This is a genomic window from Kaistella haifensis DSM 19056, from assembly GCF_000735695.2.
Taxonomy (GTDB): domain Bacteria; phylum Bacteroidota; class Bacteroidia; order Flavobacteriales; family Weeksellaceae; genus Kaistella; species Kaistella haifensis.
In genome coordinates this window covers 1-15,964 of the sequence record NZ_JASZ02000031.1, presented here as the reverse complement: position 1 = coordinate 15,964, position 15,964 = coordinate 1, and the positions used below count along the sequence as shown (strand labels likewise).

The following is a 15,964-nucleotide window of genomic DNA, read 5'->3' as shown; positions in this document are numbered from 1 at the left end:
AAAAAGATTTTAAAAACTTTAAATAAAACCGATTCTCAGCAAGTTTTAAGCAACCGAAGTACAGATCCTTACGAAATGATTATCTTTGCAGTTAAATGATAAGATTTCTATTAAATAATTATTGATTTCTAATGAGCAATACACATGTTTTCACTCCTTTTTCAGAGGAAGAACTCATCCCAAAAGAAGAGAAATTGGAAGTGATCAAAAAAGGCAAACAGTTCAGCATCGGGGTACCGAAAGAAACCTGCCTGAACGAACGTAGAACTTGCCTCACTCCCGATGCAGTACAGGTTTTGGTGGCGCACGGTCACCAGATTATCGTAGAAAGTGGCGCGGGCGAAGGTTCATTTTTCACCGATTTGCAATATTCGGAATCGGGAGCGACCATTACGCAGGATCCGAAAGAAGCTTTCCAGCAGGATTTGGTGCTGAAAATAAATCCTCCGACTGAAGAAGAAATTGAATATTTAAAACCTTGTACCTACCTAGTTTCTGCGTTGCAAATCAACCTCAGAGATCAAGATTATTTCAAGAAACTTTCCGAGAAAAAAATCAATGCCATTGCTTTTGAATTCATTGTGGATGAGTATAAGCAACTGTCTTTGGTGAGATTAATTGGTGAAATAGCGGGAAATATCTCCATCCTCTATGCTGCGGAATTATTGGCATTATCGAATGGATTAATGTTGGGTGGAATCACCGGAGTTCGACCAACCGAAGTGGTGATTTTAGGAGCAGGAATCGTTGGAGAATTCGCTACCAAAGCCGCTTTAGGATTAGGAGCAAGTGTAAAAGTTTTTGATAATTCATTATCAAAACTCCGCAGATTACATATGATGGTTGACGGCAGAGTACCGACTTCTATTATTGACCCTAAAGAACTTTCTAAAAGTCTGAAACGCGCAGATGTTGTGATTGGTGCACTTTCGAAGAACAGTTTAGCTCCTGTCGTGACCGAAGAAATGGTTTCGAAGATGAAAAAAGGAAGCGTAATTATCGATGTAACCATCGATAACGGAAATATTATTGAAACTTCGGAGCTTACCGATATGGAAAATCCTTACATCATCAAACATGGTGTAATTCATTGCGGATTACCGAACCTTACCTCGAAAATGCCAAGAACAACTACGAAAGCTGTTTCTAATTTCTTCCTCAGCTATCTCCTTAATTATGATGAAGAAGGCGGTTTCGAGAACATGCTGGTTCGTAAAAACGAAATGAAGCAATCTTTGTATATGTACAAAGGTCGTCATACAAAAAAACTGGTTTGCGACCGATTCAATTTAACATACCACGACATCAACCTTTTAATTTTTTAAATGAGAAAATTGAAATTTTTCTTTATCGGCCTAATTCCCGGGCTGATGTTGGTATTTTTTATCCTAAACAAAAAAGGCGCAAGCTGTAGCGGATATCTTCCAAACTCCAGAGTAATAGCAGAAACCCTTTCTAAAAAAATAGTTTATACACCTGCGTTTTCAGAACAGATGAAACTGAACAATATAGATGAAAAATTTTTGAAGGACAGCATTATCACTAAAGGTTCAATCGATTTTGATAGAAGCCAAGCTCAGAAAAAACCTTGCCCTGAATATCTGCTTACGTACCCGAATAAAAACCCAAAATTTGAAATCGGTTTTGAAAAATGCAAGGAAAATGCAACTTTCAAGACCTTAAAGAAACTTCGTTAAGATAAAATTCTAATTAAAGTATTGTTGAAGGATGAAAATTACGATCATCGGTGTTGGATTAATTGGAGGTTCCATGGCATTGAAACTAAAATCTGCAGGATTGGTTTCTTATGTTTTTGGGGTAGATCAAAATGAAAATCATTTAACTGAAGCCAAAAATCTTGGAATTATCGACGAAATTTCTTCTCTCGAAAACGCGGTGAGCCAATCGGAATTGGTGATTATCGCTATTCCTGTAGATGCGGCAAGAAAAATTTTACCAAGCGTACTCGATTTAATCAATGACAACCAAACAGTGATGGACGTAGGTTCCACCAAACACGGAATCGTAGGAGCTGTTCGCAATCATCCGATGAGGAAACGTTTCGTTGCTTTTCACCCGATGTGGGGAACGGAAAATTCGGGTCCTAAATCCGCGATTTCAGAAAGTTTTTCTGGAAAAGCTGCCGTCGTTTGCGATCGAGAAGATTCTGCTGAAGATGCATTGAGAATGGTACAAAAGGTAATTGAAAACCTCGATATGCATTTGATCTACATGAATTCGGATGATCATGATATTCATACCGCTTATATTTCACACATTTCACACATCACTTCTTATGCACTTGCGAACACTGTTTTGGAAAAAGAACGCGAAGAAGAAACGATTTTTCAGCTTGCAAGTACCGGTTTTTCAAGTACGGTTCGCTTGGCGAAATCGCATCCGGAAATGTGGGTTCCAATCTTTAAACAAAACAAAGAAAATGTGCTGGATGTACTCAATGAGCATATTTCGCAACTAAGAAAATTCAAATCTGCTTTAGAAAAAGAGAATTATGATTTGTTGGAAGATCTCATTAGAAATGCCAATAAAATCAGAGGAATTTTAGATAAATAATTTGATAAAACTCCTCAATTTCAGCTTAACATTCTGCCACATTTACCGCAATTGCCAATCCACCTTCGGAAGTTTCCTTGAAACGATCATTCATGCTTTGCGCGGTATCCCACATCGATTGAATTACCTGATCTAGGGAAACTCTGGCTTTGGATGGATCCGATTCAATGGCGATATTCGCCGCGGTAATCGCTTTTATAGCGCCCATCGAATTTCTCTCAATACAAGGGATTTGTACCAAACCTGCAATAGGATCGCAGGTCATTCCCAAATGGTGTTCCATTGCAATTTCCGCTGCCATAAGCACTTGTCCGGGAGTTCCGCCCATAATTTCCGTAAGACCGGCTGCTGCCATTGCCGAAGACACTCCTACTTCCGCTTGGCAACCTCCCATTGCTGCAGAAATCGTTGCATTTTTCTTGAATAGTGTACCTATCTCGCCTGCAACCAAAAGAAAACGGACGATATCTTCTTCTTTATTGAATTCTGTAAAAGCTTGTGAATACATCAAAACCGCGGGAGTCACTCCACTTGCTCCGTTGGTAGGTGCTGTGATGATACGCCCGAAACTCGCATTCTCTTCATTTACCGCCAATGCAAAACACGTAACCCATTTGCTGATGTTTACAAAATTTTCTTCAGCATCTACCACCATTCGGAACCATTCGTCGATATTTCTGTAGATTTTATCTTTCAATAATTTTCGGTTCAAACCAGCTGCCCGGCGCGTTACATTCAATCCACCAGGAAGCGTTCCTTCCCTGTTTACGCCTTTGTAAATACATTCTTTAATCTGTTGCCAAATATAAAGTGCTTCTTTCTCTGTTTCTTCTTTTCTGCGCCAAGATTCTTCGTTGAGCAATATTAAATCTGAAATTCGGTTCAAATTTAACAGATTAACATATTTAATGATCGCTTCGCCATTATGACACGGATATAGCGTTCTGATACAATGCTTCTCCAGCGAATTCTCTTCTTGAGTCGCAATAAAACCGCCACCAACTGAATAATAATCCTGGGATAATGTTTCACTATTTTCGAAAACGGCTTGAAAAATCATTCCGTTTGGATGAAAATCTAAGGATTTTTCTTTATTTAAAATTAAATGTTTACCATAAACGAAAGGAATTACCTTTTCACCGGCAAGATTTATTTGGTTAGAAGATTTTATGGTTTCAATTTTCGAATCGATGGACGATGTATCAATGGTCTTGAAATTTTCGCCGGAAAGTCCCAGCATTCCGGCAATATCAGTTCCGTGACCAATTCCTGTTTTGGCAAGCGAACCGAAAAATTCAACAAAAACTTCTTTTACTTCAGAAATTGAATGGCTTCTGCGAATTAAATTTAGAAAACTTTCTGCCGCATTCCAAGGACCCATAGTATGCGAACTCGATGGACCAATTCCGACTTTGATGATTTCAAAAACACTGATAGATTGCATAATGATACAAAAATAGCTTTTTTGTTGAATATTAAAATTAACCAAGAGAAAACATTTCCCGGAAATAAATTATTTTTAAGTTTTAATTAAAAAACCGTTTAATAAACATAAATTTATTCCTTCGATGAAGACAAATCCGGAGCGAAAATTTCCTGTAAAATAGTGGAAACTTCTCTCGGTTTGGTTGCCGGAAAAAGATGCGTTCCGTTTTCGATGACGTAATTGGGTTTGGAATATTTGATGGGAAAAACAATGTCTTTATCCGCTAAAACCTGTATCACTTTAGGGTTTTCTTCAAATTTCCAAGCGGCAATTTTTTCGATGCTCCATTTCAAATAATATGGATTTCGAACGTTAAAATATTCCATTATTCTTGGGTTATTCGGATCGAAAAGTTTCCTAATAAATGAATATCCAAGCGCTGATTTTTCGGTAAAAATATTTTCGGGAAGATATTTCGGTATGCGTGTCACCTCACCTACTTTGATAAATCTGGATTTTTCTTTATCGGATTTTATACTTCCCAGAATCACGATTTTTTCAGCAGGTTTTATCTTATCGATTTCCTGCACCATAATTCCACCAAAAGAATATCCGAGAAGAGAAAACGGTTGGGAATCATCGATGTTTTCGGCAATTCTCAAGACATAATCTTTAAAATGTTCGCCTTTTTCTGGAATCAACCAAGGAACGAAAATCACTTCGAGATTTGCTGGAAATTTTATTTTTTCCAACACCTTAAAATCTGCTCCTAATCCGCTAATAACGTAAAGTTTCATTTGGTAAAAATAAAAAATAAGATTTTCATTGTGCAATTAATTCACTAGAAAACTCCGACGAATGCCGGAGTTTTATATTTATTGAATGCAGTTTTAAGAAAATGCAGCATACAAAGCAGCACCATTGATGATGGTTTTCTCGTCTTTTACAAGATAAATTGGTATATCCTTCAGTACCACTTCCATTTTATCGCTTACGATAAAACTTTTGTAAAACTTATCGTTTTTAAGGTATTGCTGAAGTTTCACCGGAATTTCACCACTCAGGAACAAACCTCCGGTTGCTTTTAACTTCAATACCAAACTATTGGCTTCTCTGGCAAGATACATGATATAGGCATCCACGGTCATTTTGCAAATTCTATCTTTATTTTCCAAAGCACCATTAATCAAAGCATCGGTGAAGTTGTCTGCTTCGATTTCTTTGGTAAGCCATTCCGGTTGTTTTTGCTGTTTTACGTCTCTTAAAAAACGATAAATATTGAATAAACCAGAGGTGGAAAGTACCGATTCCCAAGTTACAATACCATAAATTTTCTGTAAAAATTGGTAAAATTCAACCTCCTCATTGGTTCGCGGGGAAAATTCGCAATGTCCACCTTCAGTAGCAAAAGGTCTTAAAGTATCGCCATCCCAAAACAAGCCAGCTTCTCCTAATCCCGCACCTGGAGCTAAAACGGCGATATTTCCGGGAATGAAATTTTCGGATTGATGAATGGTAAGAAAGTTACTTTCGTCAACATTTCCTAAACCATAGGACGAAGCTTCCATATCGTTGATAAGATAAACTTTTTCTACCTGAGTTTTTGCTTTAATTTCTTCAGAATCCAAAGTCCAAGGCAACCGAACAGGCGCACTTTTGCCACCAATTACCGGACCTGGAACTGCTACAGCAATTTTTGAAATTCCGGAAAGCGAAAAATCGGAAATAAAACGATTGGCGATTTCGGAAAAAGAAGCAAAATCCTCCGTTGGGTAGCTGCTTTCGTGTTTCTGAACAACTTTTTTGTCAACAGTTTCATACAAAGCAATATAGGTAACATTGCTCCTTACATCGGCGGAGAGCACTGTAATTTTACTGTTGGAATCTTCCGTAATTTTTGGCAAGAAAAGTTTGAATTTATTTTTAGTTTCCATTGTGGTGAGTGTTATCTACCAAAGATAATAATTGTTTTGTAATAAATATAAAAAACCTTCTCAAATAAAATTCGAGAAGGCTTAGTTTTATAAAAAATCAAAAGATTGATTATTTCCCTAATGGAATGTTGTAACCAACACCTACGCCAATTGCGCCAGCGTTGTATTTTTGAGATCCGATTTCACCTTTATCACCAGTGAAGGTTTTTTGATATTGAAGAGCGAAGTTCCAATCTCTGTTGTGGTAACCGATTTCTGGTTTGATGTAGAAACCTCCGTCAGGTCTATCAACGTTACTGTTAGAAGCAACTTTGTCATCACCAACGATGAAACCGTAACCAAGGTCAGTTCCCAAATAGAAACCAGTTTGTTTTGGATATACTCTAATTAGAGCAGCTACAGGAACTACACCGAAATCATTATTATTATTTCCGTTGTTTTCTTTCCCGAAGAAGTGGCTATAACCAGTTGCGATACCTAGACCAAATCCTGGAGTTACCAAATTTTGGTAAGCAACGTCTAGACCTAATTTTGCAGAAGCATTTTCAGCCGGAACTGCTAAACCAACATTTGCACCTACTTTAATCATGTTTCTCATATCCGAACTTTGTGCACTTACTAATCCTGCTGTCATTACTCCTAAAGCTAGGACTGTTTTCTTCATTGAATTCATAATTCTAAATTTTAAGTTTTACGAAATGATTACTTGTCAAAATCGTGCCAAAAATGATTTAGAAAGAGAATATATTTACCGAGAACATCATAAATAATTGATAATCAATTAACAAAAATTAAACAAACATTTATATTTTTTGACTTTTATTATATGACATTTGGGTAAAAAAATAAGCCAAATTAAAAATCTGACTTATTTTTAGTGTTATAAACTTTCCAGCGTTTCCTTCATTTCTTCATATCCACCTCCGTTGTACACATCGGTCATCCCTTGAGATTTGAAATATTCTACGGCTTGCCCGCTTCTGTTTCCGCTTCTGCAAAAGAAAATTTTGAAACCGCTAAGATTCAGAATTTCTTGCTTTCTATCTTCTAATTCACCCAAAGGAATATTTTGAGCTTCTTCAATATGACCGTTCATTTCCAGTTCCATAGGTTCGCGAACGTCGATTAAATGATAATTTCCAGATTTTAATACCTCTACTAATGACATATAATTTGTTTTAAGGTTACATAAAAAACTCTTTACAAAATCCAAGTATGGGAACAGGATTCGCAAAATCTAATAGCAAATTTATGAAATAATGTTAGTTTTGCAATATCAAAATGAATTACGCCGAAAAATATTCTCAACTCGTCAAAACCAAAGCAAAAAAATTTGGTTTCCAAAGTTGTGGAATTTCAAAAGCTGGTTTTCTAGAAGAAGATGCCAAACCGCTCGAAAATTGGCTAAACAACAATTATCACGGGGAAATGGCTTACATGGAAAATTATTTTGATAAAAGACTTGATCCTACTTTGTTGGTCGAAGGTTGCAAATCGGTAATTTCTCTATCTTATAACTATTTCCCGAAAGATAAAATTTCGTCAATTGATAATTTTAAAATCTCAAAATACGCTTACGGACAAGATTATCACGAGATTATCAAAGAAACCTTAAATGAAATGGTGGCGGAATTGAAAGAAGAAATCGGAGATTTTCATTGTCGGGTGTTTGTAGATTCCGCGCCGGTTTTGGAAAGAAGTTGGGCGAAAAAATCCGGAATCGGTTGGGTAGGAAAAAACGCAAACCTCATCACCAAACAAAGCGGTTCTTTTTATTTTTTGGCAGAAATAATGATTGATTTGGAGCTTCAAGAAGATTCCCCAACCACCGATCATTGCGGTACCTGTACCAAATGTATAGAGGCTTGCCCAACGGACGCAATTGTTTCTGAGAAAATTATCGATGGAAGCAAATGTATTTCCTATGCAACCATTGAACTGAAAAACGAAATCCCCGAAACATTTAAAAATAAAATGGAAGATTGGATGTTTGGTTGTGACATTTGCCAAGATGTTTGTCCGTGGAATCGGTTTTCAGCACCTCATCATCAGGAAAAATTCAAACCGAATCACTTTCTTGAAAATGCAAAAAAAGAGGATTGGAAAGAACTTTCGCAAGAGATTTTTTCAGAAATCTTTCGAAAATCTCCGGTGAAAAGAACCAAGTTTGCGGGCTTAAAAAGAAATATCGAATTTTTGGGTAAGTAATGCCTTTCGGAAATTTCGATTTTCCAAAAATGAGAGAAAACTAGCTGTAAAACTTTAATTCAATTAAAGTTCAAAAAAAACAGTATAAAAACCTGAAAAATTTCAGTTGAAAATCAACGTCTTTTCGGGACTCTTTTCGGAGCTGTTTTTACACGAATTTTTTATCTTTTGTTTTTTTTAGATTTCTTAGGCATCCATTATTGTTTTTTGTCTGTTTAAATTTAGTAAAAATTTTCATTCGAAAAACCATTTTAAACTTTCTTTGCATTAATTTTTTGTTACATTTGAAGATGAAGAAATTATACTTTTTTTACTGAAGGCTCTCGTAGTAATCATGGGATTAGTGGGACTTTATGTTTTATGTGCGCTGCTAATTCCGTATATTGAAATTCCTAAAAAGCCTGTAACAGAACCGGAAAAAATAGAATTTTACATATTAACCAATGGAGTTCATTCCGATTTGGTAGTTCCGCTGAAATCTGCAGAATTCGACTGGAGCAAAGAAATTCCGTTTGAAAATACCTTATCAGTTTAGACATTTTAATTTTTATTAAATAGTCTGAGTAAATCGCATGCTGAAAATCATCCGAAGAAAGAAAAATCCCGCTTGATTTACTCAAACGGGATTAGATATTTTGAAGTTACAACATACCATGATCAGCTCGCTTAAGTGCAAGAATGAAAATGATAATGATGTAATTGATTGAACATAATTTTGTTTTTGAACTGTGCAAATGTATATAATTATTATTAATAATCTTCAAAAAATCTGATTTTCCATCCAGATATAGTACATTTTAAGAAGTTTTGAAAGCGTTCAGAAAGCGTTGAAACGATGGAATAACCTGATAAAAATACGAGCTGCAAACCTGCAAATTGAGCCTGCGCAAATCCCAGGCAATTTGTTTTGATCAGAAGAATGATCATCAATCAAAATATTGGGCCTTAAATAAAATTTTAATCAAAATTTTTGTCGAATACGGACAAATTGTGGACAAATGAACTAACGTAAAAATACAAAACGCCGCTAATCAATGATTAACGGCGTTTTTTGTACCCAGTGCCGGAATCGAACCGGCACACCTTGCGGTACTAGAGTTTGAGTCTAGCGCGTCTACCAATTCCGCCAACTGGGCTTGCTTTAAATTGGTGTGCAAATATAGAATTAATTTTTATTTCTGAAAAATAATTTTTCTATAAATTTCATTATTTATAAGATGTTTCAGCGATTGCGTCGCTTTTTATCAAAATTCAATTTCCAATCCATCATAAGCAAGATGTACATTTTCAGGGAGTTCCGATTCAGTAACAGCATGCAAACCCATGTGGTGAGAAATATGCGTTAAATACATTTTTTTTGGCTGCAGCTCCTCGAAAAGTTCCAAAACTTGGGGCAATATGAAATGCGCAGGGTGGAAATGCTCTTTTCTAATACAATTCAGAATCAAATAATCCAGATTTTTCAACTTTTCTTTTTCAGTTTCCGAAATAAAACTCGCATCGGTAATATATGCCAATTTCTTCAACTTAAATCCAAAAATCGGCAACTGATAATGCATCACCTCCACAGGAATCACTTTAGCATCAAACAATTCAAAATTTCCTGTTATCTCATGGAGTTCAAACGAAGGCGCTCCGGGATATTTATCCTCGGCAAACGCATAAGCAAAACGAGTTTTCAACTCATCTCCTACTCTTTTGGAACAATAAATTTCCATATCTTTCCTGGTCTTGAATATCAATGGGCGCACATCGTCCAAACCAATTACATGATCATTATGTTCATGGGTAAGGAGAATCGCATCCACACGGTCTTCATTATTCTGCAACATTTGCATCCTAAAATCCGGTCCACAATCGATAAGGAGCTTTTTTCCGGCACCTGTAGTAACCAAAGCTGACGAACGAAAACGTTGATCTTTGGGATCAAATGATACACAAGCTTCACATTTACAACCAATTACAGGAATCCCCTGAGAAGTGCCGGTTCCTAAAAATTTCAACTTCATTTTTTTTGACGTTGGTATTATTATTGGTAAATTTACAAAAAAATAGAATTGCCAGTGATTAATCAAAAATTAACACCAAAACAGAAAGCTTTAGCGATTAATTTAGACCCGACAATTTACGGAACTTTTGCCGAAATCGGGGCAGGACAAGAGACTGTTCGACATTTCTTCAGAGCTGGTGGAGCTTCACAAACCATTGCGAAAGCGATGTCCGCATATGACAAAGATTTTAGCGACGCGATTTACGGTAAAGAAACCAAAAACAGATATGTGACGCAAAATCGTCTCCGTAAAATGCTTCGCTACGAGGTTGCGTTAATTGAAGAACGATTAACTAGAGAAAATAATCCAGGCAGAAAATTCTTTTCTTATGCAAATACGGTAACAACCATCAATTTCAACAAAACCATGAAAGGTCACGGCTGGGTGGGTTTACGTTTTCAGTTGGACGAAACCGATGATTATAGCGAAATCGTCCTTCATGTTAAATTCAAAGAAAATGATGCGACATTGCAGCAGGAAACACTTGGAAGTCTCGGTGTAAATTTAATTTACGGCGCTTTCAACCTTTCCGATAATCCAAGAAAGCTGATTCAATCACTTTATGATGATATTTCTACCGACAATGTGGAAATTGACATGATAGACTTCAGCGGTCCGGCTTTCACTTATGTTGATAACCGATTGATGAGTCTGCAGCTTGTAAAAAGTGGTATGACGGATGCTGTGATTTTCAACTCGGAAGGTAACAATATGTTGCCCGCAGATATACTTTACAAAAAAAACATCTTCGCGGTACGAGGAAGTTTCCGACCGGTAACGTTAGTCAACATCGATATGTTCGAGAAAGGTCTGGAAATGTTTATGAACGATTCCAATTGCGGACACGAAGAAACCGTTGTACTTTTCGAAATTACCATTTCAAATTTAAGAGCTGCCGGCGATATTGATGAGAGGGATTTCCTCGACAGAGTGGATGTTTTGGCTAAATTGGGTTACACCGTTATCATTTCGAATTTCTCCGAATATTATCGTCTTATCGATTATTTTGCTAATTATACCAATGGTAAAATCGGTGTCGCAATGGGCGTAAATAACCTGTTGGATGTATTTGATGAAAATTATTACAAAAATCTTTCCGGTGGAATTTTGGAGGCATTTGGGAAATTCTTTAAACAACACATGAGAGTATATCTTTATCCTTATAAAGATCCTGAAACACACGAATCATTAACTTCCAATAACTTAAAAGTTCAAGATAATTTAAAGGAATTATACAAATATTTCAAACTCAATCAGCGAATTGTTGATATTAAAGATTACAACCCAGATTACTCTGAAATCTACTCGCGCGAAATACTCAACAAAATTGCCAACCACGAAACCGGTTGGGAAAAACAAGTACCCGAAGGCGTTGCCGATATGATTAAAGAACGCGGAATGTTCGGCTACAAAGATGAACTAAAACTCAAAGAATTTTCTTAAAATCATACAATGTCAGAAATAAAAAAAAGACTTTCATCAATCTTAGAAAGTCCAACACAAAATACTGAGGATAAACTTCAAAAAATTTGTCAACTTCTGGATCAAGAAATATCCTATTTCAACTGGACTGGATTTTACTTTAAAAATGGCGACAAAGAGGAACTTATTTTGGGACCTTATGTTGGAGCAGAAACCGATCACACCATTATCCCTTTCGGAAAAGGAATTTGTGGACAGGTAGCGGTTTCCAACGAAACTTTTGTGGTTCCGGATGTTCATAATCAGGACAATTATCTAAGCTGTTCTATTGATACAAAAGCTGAAATTGTAGTTCCTATCATCAAAAATGGCGAAAATATCGGGCAAATCGATATTGATTCTCATACTTTAGATCCATTCACTGCGGAAGACCGCGAAATGCTGGAATGGCTCTGCGACGAGATTGCAAAGATTATGTAATGAAAACTTTCTCTTAAAAAGAAATAAATATCACAAAAAAACCTTCGGAAATTCTCCGAAGGTTTTTTTTATAATACGAACTACTAAATTTCAGTATTCAAATCCCAGTTCTGTAAATAATCATGGACATGTTTCAGGAACATGCCTCCCAAAGAACCATCTACCACACGGTGATCGTATGAATGTGACATGAACATCAGACTACGGATTGCAATTACATCGCCGTCTTTAGTTTCGAGAACTGCAGGTTTCTTAACGATTGCGCCAACGGCAAGAATTGCGACCTGTGGCTGTGGAATGATCGGTGTTCCCATTAAATTACCAAAACCACCAACATTGGAAATGGTATAAGTTGCACCTTGTGTATCTTCAGGTCTGAGTTTTTTGTTTCTTGCTCGGTATGCTAAATCATTAATTGCTTTTGCCAACCCTGAAAGTGACAGCTGATCGGCATTTTTAATTACCGGAACAATCAAATTTCCATCTGGAAGCGCCGTGGCCATACCAATATTGATATTCTTTTTCTTAATGATTTTATCACCGTCCACAGAAACATTAATCAATGGGAAATCCTGAATTGCTTTCACAATTGCTTTCACGAAAATTGGCATATAAGTCAGTTTTTCACCTTCGCGCTTTTCGAACATATCCTTATGTTTCGTTCTCCATTTTACGACGTTTGTAACGTCAGTTTCGATAAAAGAAGTAACGTGTGGAGAAATTCTTTTCGAATTCACCATTGCATCTGCGATAATTTTTCGAACGCGATCCATCTGAATCACTTCATCGCCCTCTCCTACTTTCACAGGTACTGCAGCCGGAGCCGAAACTTGCACCGAAGCAGCTATAGGAGCCGATGTTTGCATAACTTCCGCCGGTTTATCATTACCGCGATTTGCAACATAAGTTAAAATATCTTCTTTGGTAATTCTACCTTCCAAACCTCTTCCTTTGATGGATTGCAATTCGGTTTCGGAAATATTTTCTTGCTGAGCAATATTTTTAACTAATGGAGAAAGGTAAATTTCACCGGAAAACTCTTGTGGCGCATAATTTTGCAAAGGTTTTTCCAATTCTTTTACTTCTTCTTTGTAAAGCTGAGGAATTTCAGTTTGCACTTCGGCATGAGATTTACTTTCCTGTGGCTGTTCTGCTACAGCATCACCGGAACCATCAACTTCCAGAATCGCGATCGCCTCACCAATTTTAGCAACTTCATCTTTCTGCTTTAGGATTTTAACAATTTTACCCGAAACTGGTGTTGGAACATCAGAATCTACTTTATCGGTCGCAATTTCAACGACAGAATCGTCTTCTTTTACGGTATCGCCTTCATTAAACAACCAAGTGATCACTGTAGCTTCCATCACGCCTTCTCCCATTGAAGGAAGTAACAATTTATATTCTGCCATTTTTTTAATTTGGATTTTCACAAAGATAAAAATTTTTGTGGATTAAAGAAATCTTAATTTTTGTACCGGTTTTTTGTTTTTATGACAAATATTTTTTCAGGTTAAATTCTTCAAATTTGTGGAAAAGTTTTTCGGTAAACTTCAGTAGGCAATGATTAAATTTGCATTAATATTTTATTAAAAATGAAAAATTTATACATCGTAGCCTTATTTCACATCAAAGAAAATTATTTAATGGATGCCATCGAACTTCTGAAAAAATTGGTATTCGAAACCCGAAAAGAAGAAGGCTGCCTACAATATGATTTGATAGAAGACATTGAAAACAAAGGTGTATTTTTCCTTGTAGAACTTTGGGAAACCCAGGAACACCATTACCAACATACCGGCACCGAACATTTGAATGAATTTAGATTACAGATTTCGGGAATGCTCGAGAAAAACACCGAAGTTTACAAAGGATTTAAAACCTTTTAACCCATGAAACGGCTTTCGATTTTCTTTCTTTTCCTAGGCTTTTTAGCTTACGGACAACAATATACTAAATCTGAAAAATCCAGAATTATGGAAGGAGAAATCACCACTCCACTTCCGATTTTTCAAAAAGAAGATTCGTTGCAGCACAAGGTTTTGCTAGCAAAATCAATCAAAGTGAAACCGCGAAATCGATATACCAAAATACTAGTAAACCGCATGAAACTCGCATTGCTTTCTACCAAAAGCGGCGTTGGAATTGCCGCACCACAAGTAGGAATAAACCGGAATATTATTTGGGTTCAACGGTTTGATTTGCCTCAAAAACCATTACATTATTTCCTTAATCCGGTTATTACCTGGAAATCCGAAATTTTAAATCTAGGACCAGAGGGCGATTTGTCGATTGCAGATTTTCGGGATCAATTTTATCGAAGTAAAGTGATACAGCTTAAATATGAAGATTTAAATGGCAAAAAACACATCGAAATTATCGAAGGGTTCACCGCTGTAATTGTACAACACGAGATTGACCATCTTTTTGGCATTCTAATTTCAGATAAAATTAAAGAGCAAAAAAACAAGAATTTTCAACCTGTACAGACCTATCAAGAGGTCGTAAAATAAACAGACTTACTTAGTCGTTCCTTAACAAAACCCACTATTTAATTTATATTTAAAAACAGGATTAGAAAACAGCATAATTTGTATCTTATAAAATAAGAAAATAATTTTCTGTTTCAGTAGTTCCATCATTTTCTTCATGTTCCAAGCGGTTGCAGCTAGTAATGCATTGATTTGTGGTCCCGTTTCTCCCATGAAGTAATTTTTTGCCAGCCTAAAATCGGTTTTTAAATGTCCGATGATAGGTTCTATTGCCGCTCTGGTTCTAAATTTCCATGTCTTAATTTTTTAAATTAAACCAATAAAAACTCCAAGGATTGCACTTTGCTAAATTTGAAATTATTCTGATCGGGATATCTGCTTTTGGCGGACTCACCATTAAAAACTAACACCGTCTGAAGTATTACTACCAAAGACTTTTGTGCAATCTTACCTGAATTGCAGACGGGTTTTTTAAACACCATTGCTTAAACCGGTCTTTTCAAGGAGCAGGTACTAAGGTAAGAAATAATGGATTTGGAATATTGAATTTTTCACGCCGACTCCTCCTCGTTAGCGGCTAAAAACAACTTCGTTTTCGAGTAGGGGAATTGCGGCTAACGGAAAAAGTATTTGCGAAGGGCGGGCTAAATTTAACTGAAAGTTCAATTTCGACCAACCGAAGCGAATGCTTTTTTCGTGGAACTAAACTACAAAAAATATGTGGAACGAAAAAGCAGGCGCGACTAAATGCAACTGGTAGTTCTATTAAATCTTCAACCCCGTTTTTTGCAAATACAATGTGCCTGTTGCACAACCTCTTTTCAAAGATACGGTAAAAAGATTTCAGAAATAGAAAATGTGGTTATAAACGGGTTTAAAATATTGAAAATCAATTGTATATATCGTTTATTCTCCGTAAATTAGCGTATGCAAGGCAGAAAAACATTTGAACCGAAAATCTTCTACGAACTCAGCCTGGAGGGGCTCGTTCCCCAGGATGATTTCTACCGTAAAATCAGTCAGGAAGTACCCTTTAGCTTCCTCTACAAGTCAACCTCTCATTATTACGGCCGTTGCGGGCAGGACAGCATCGATCCTGTGGTCTTTTTCAAGATACTGTTAGTGGGCTACCTGAACAATTTAAACAGCGACCGCGCCTTGCTGCGGTTCTGTTCAGACAGCCTCTCCATCCGCCTTTTCCTGGGCTACGACCTGGATGAGGAGCTTCCGTGGCATTCCACCATATCCAGGACGCGGGCGCTTTTCGGGGAGGAACTCTTTATGAAACTGTTCCAAAAAATCCTGAGCCTCTGCATAGAGAAAGGCATGGTGCGCGGGAAGCGCCAGGCGGTGGATTCAGCCTTCATTAAGGCCAAT

Annotated in this window: 18 protein-coding genes and 1 tRNA gene; 10 read left to right on the top strand and 9 right to left on the bottom strand. The window is 36.8% G+C overall.

All coding sequences use genetic code 11. The annotated features are described in order from the left end of the window. Nucleotides 1–131: 131 nt before the first annotated feature. The 3 genes from AP75_RS11825 to AP75_RS11815 are packed head-to-tail and all read left to right on the top strand — an operon-like array spanning nucleotide 132 to nucleotide 2,574. Nucleotides 132–1,325 (top strand): alanine dehydrogenase, encoded by a 1,194-nt coding sequence (locus tag AP75_RS11825; protein ID WP_088264826.1) that lies wholly within the window; start codon nucleotides 132–134, stop codon nucleotides 1,323–1,325. Beyond that, nucleotides 1,326–1,697, top strand: coding sequence for a DUF4258 domain-containing protein (locus AP75_RS11820; RefSeq protein WP_088264825.1), 372 nt, complete (start codon nucleotides 1,326–1,328; stop codon nucleotides 1,695–1,697). 31 nt (nucleotides 1,698–1,728) lie between these two features. Continuing rightward, nucleotides 1,729–2,574, top strand: coding sequence for a prephenate dehydrogenase (locus tag AP75_RS11815; RefSeq protein WP_088264824.1), 846 nt, complete (start codon nucleotides 1,729–1,731; stop codon nucleotides 2,572–2,574). Between the two features lie 25 nt (nucleotides 2,575–2,599). Here AP75_RS11815 and AP75_RS11810 read toward each other — a convergent pair whose 3' ends face one another. The 5 genes from AP75_RS11810 to AP75_RS11790 form a co-directional block, all read right to left on the bottom strand. Next, entirely contained in the window at nucleotides 2,600–4,018 is a 1,419-nt protein-coding gene (locus AP75_RS11810; protein WP_088264823.1) for an L-serine ammonia-lyase, read from the bottom strand. Nucleotides 4,019–4,131: 113 nt separating this feature from the next. Continuing rightward, nucleotides 4,132–4,797, bottom strand: a complete 666-nt coding sequence (locus AP75_RS11805) for an alpha/beta hydrolase family protein (RefSeq protein WP_088264837.1) — start codon at nucleotides 4,795–4,797, stop codon at nucleotides 4,132–4,134. Nucleotides 4,798–4,890: 93 nt separating this feature from the next. Continuing rightward, nucleotides 4,891–5,934: a glucokinase gene (locus AP75_RS11800; RefSeq protein ID WP_031502243.1), complete on the bottom strand. Its 1,044-nt coding sequence runs from the start codon at nucleotides 5,932–5,934 to the stop codon at nucleotides 4,891–4,893. A gap of 109 nt (nucleotides 5,935–6,043) precedes the next feature. Continuing rightward, nucleotides 6,044–6,607: a hypothetical protein gene (locus AP75_RS11795; RefSeq protein WP_088264822.1), complete on the bottom strand. Its 564-nt coding sequence runs from the start codon at nucleotides 6,605–6,607 to the stop codon at nucleotides 6,044–6,046. Nucleotides 6,608–6,814: 207 nt separating this feature from the next. Beyond that, nucleotides 6,815–7,102: a rhodanese-like domain-containing protein gene (locus AP75_RS11790; protein WP_031502247.1), complete on the bottom strand. Its 288-nt coding sequence runs from the start codon at nucleotides 7,100–7,102 to the stop codon at nucleotides 6,815–6,817. A gap of 113 nt (nucleotides 7,103–7,215) precedes the next feature. On the opposite strand from AP75_RS11790, the gene queG reads away from it, so the two are divergent. Both queG and AP75_RS11780 read left to right on the top strand, forming a co-directional pair. Next, nucleotides 7,216–8,142 carry a tRNA epoxyqueuosine(34) reductase QueG gene (queG, locus tag AP75_RS11785; RefSeq protein ID WP_031502249.1) on the top strand — a complete coding sequence of 309 codons (927 nt, stop codon included), beginning with the start codon at nucleotides 7,216–7,218 and terminating at the stop codon, nucleotides 8,140–8,142. Between the two features lie 334 nt (nucleotides 8,143–8,476). After that, entirely contained in the window at nucleotides 8,477–8,677 is a 201-nt protein-coding gene (locus tag AP75_RS11780) for a DUF2459 domain-containing protein (protein ID WP_088264821.1), read from the top strand. 519 nt (nucleotides 8,678–9,196) lie between these two features. Here the strand turns inward: AP75_RS11780 and AP75_RS11775 are convergent. Together AP75_RS11775 and AP75_RS11770 are read right to left on the bottom strand one after the other, a co-directional pair. Then, nucleotides 9,197–9,278 (bottom strand) — tRNA-Leu (locus AP75_RS11775). 108 nt (nucleotides 9,279–9,386) lie between these two features. Beyond that, on the bottom strand, nucleotides 9,387–10,151 hold the full coding sequence (locus tag AP75_RS11770; protein ID WP_088264820.1) for an MBL fold metallo-hydrolase: 765 nt from the start codon (nucleotides 10,149–10,151) through the stop codon (nucleotides 9,387–9,389). Nucleotides 10,152–10,208: 57 nt separating this feature from the next. Between AP75_RS11770 and AP75_RS11765 the strand changes: the two genes are divergently transcribed. Then, nucleotides 10,209–11,636: a nicotinate-nucleotide adenylyltransferase gene (locus tag AP75_RS11765; protein ID WP_088264836.1), complete on the top strand. Its 1,428-nt coding sequence runs from the start codon at nucleotides 10,209–10,211 to the stop codon at nucleotides 11,634–11,636. 9 nt (nucleotides 11,637–11,645) lie between these two features. Beyond that, nucleotides 11,646–12,095 (top strand): GAF domain-containing protein, encoded by a 450-nt coding sequence (locus tag AP75_RS11760; protein WP_031501684.1) that lies wholly within the window; start codon nucleotides 11,646–11,648, stop codon nucleotides 12,093–12,095. An 83-nt stretch (nucleotides 12,096–12,178) separates the two neighbouring features. On the opposite strand, the gene AP75_RS11755 is transcribed toward AP75_RS11760, so the two are convergent. Then, nucleotides 12,179–13,507 carry a dihydrolipoamide acetyltransferase family protein gene (locus tag AP75_RS11755; RefSeq protein WP_031501683.1) on the bottom strand — a complete coding sequence of 443 codons (1,329 nt, stop codon included), beginning with the start codon at nucleotides 13,505–13,507 and terminating at the stop codon, nucleotides 12,179–12,181. Between the two features lie 183 nt (nucleotides 13,508–13,690). Between AP75_RS11755 and AP75_RS11750 the strand changes: the two genes are divergently transcribed. After that, nucleotides 13,691–13,984 carry a putative quinol monooxygenase gene (locus tag AP75_RS11750; RefSeq protein WP_031501682.1) on the top strand — a complete coding sequence of 98 codons (294 nt, stop codon included), beginning with the start codon at nucleotides 13,691–13,693 and terminating at the stop codon, nucleotides 13,982–13,984. A gap of 3 nt (nucleotides 13,985–13,987) precedes the next feature. Next, nucleotides 13,988–14,608, top strand: coding sequence for a peptide deformylase (locus tag AP75_RS11745; RefSeq protein ID WP_031501681.1), 621 nt, complete (start codon nucleotides 13,988–13,990; stop codon nucleotides 14,606–14,608). A 21-nt stretch (nucleotides 14,609–14,629) separates the two neighbouring features. Here the strand turns inward: AP75_RS11745 and AP75_RS14320 are convergent, their stop codons facing one another. After that, the gene (locus AP75_RS14320) at nucleotides 14,630–14,800 is read right to left on the bottom strand and encodes a hypothetical protein (RefSeq protein WP_158212063.1); all 171 of its coding nucleotides are present in this window, start codon (nucleotides 14,798–14,800) and stop codon (nucleotides 14,630–14,632) included. 714 nt (nucleotides 14,801–15,514) lie between these two features. On the opposite strand from AP75_RS14320, the gene AP75_RS11735 reads away from it, so the two are divergent. Further along, nucleotides 15,515–15,964, top strand: a 450-nt coding sequence (locus AP75_RS11735; protein WP_143755878.1) for a transposase, incomplete at its 3' end; no start/stop codon positions are given.

Excerpts from the sequence above, each read along its gene's own strand:
- AP75_RS11825 (WP_088264826.1), top strand. The coding sequence starts at position 132 with ATGAGCAATACACATGTTTTCACTCCTTTTTCAGAGGAAGAACTCATC.
- AP75_RS11820 (WP_088264825.1), top strand. The coding sequence starts at position 1,326 with ATGAGAAAATTGAAATTTTTCTTTATCGGCCTAATTCCCGGGCTGATG.
- AP75_RS11815 (WP_088264824.1), top strand. The coding sequence starts at position 1,729 with ATGAAAATTACGATCATCGGTGTTGGATTAATTGGAGGTTCCATGGCA.
- AP75_RS11810 (WP_088264823.1), bottom strand. The coding sequence starts at position 4,018 with ATGCAATCTATCAGTGTTTTTGAAATCATCAAAGTCGGAATTGGTCCA.
- AP75_RS11805 (WP_088264837.1), bottom strand. The coding sequence starts at position 4,797 with ATGAAACTTTACGTTATTAGCGGATTAGGAGCAGATTTTAAGGTGTTG.
- AP75_RS11800 (WP_031502243.1), bottom strand. The coding sequence starts at position 5,934 with ATGGAAACTAAAAATAAATTCAAACTTTTCTTGCCAAAAATTACGGAA.
- AP75_RS11795 (WP_088264822.1), bottom strand. The coding sequence starts at position 6,607 with ATGAATTCAATGAAGAAAACAGTCCTAGCTTTAGGAGTAATGACAGCA.
- AP75_RS11790 (WP_031502247.1), bottom strand. The coding sequence starts at position 7,102 with ATGTCATTAGTAGAGGTATTAAAATCTGGAAATTATCATTTAATCGAC.
- queG (WP_031502249.1), top strand. The coding sequence starts at position 7,216 with ATGAATTACGCCGAAAAATATTCTCAACTCGTCAAAACCAAAGCAAAA.
- AP75_RS11780 (WP_088264821.1), top strand. The coding sequence starts at position 8,477 with ATGGGATTAGTGGGACTTTATGTTTTATGTGCGCTGCTAATTCCGTAT.
- AP75_RS11770 (WP_088264820.1), bottom strand. The coding sequence starts at position 10,151 with ATGAAGTTGAAATTTTTAGGAACCGGCACTTCTCAGGGGATTCCTGTA.
- AP75_RS11760 (WP_031501684.1), top strand. The coding sequence starts at position 11,646 with ATGTCAGAAATAAAAAAAAGACTTTCATCAATCTTAGAAAGTCCAACA.
- AP75_RS11755 (WP_031501683.1), bottom strand. The coding sequence starts at position 13,507 with ATGGCAGAATATAAATTGTTACTTCCTTCAATGGGAGAAGGCGTGATG.
- AP75_RS11750 (WP_031501682.1), top strand. The coding sequence starts at position 13,691 with ATGAAAAATTTATACATCGTAGCCTTATTTCACATCAAAGAAAATTAT.
- AP75_RS11745 (WP_031501681.1), top strand. The coding sequence starts at position 13,988 with ATGAAACGGCTTTCGATTTTCTTTCTTTTCCTAGGCTTTTTAGCTTAC.
- AP75_RS14320 (WP_158212063.1), bottom strand. The coding sequence starts at position 14,800 with ATGGGAGAAACGGGACCACAAATCAATGCATTACTAGCTGCAACCGCT.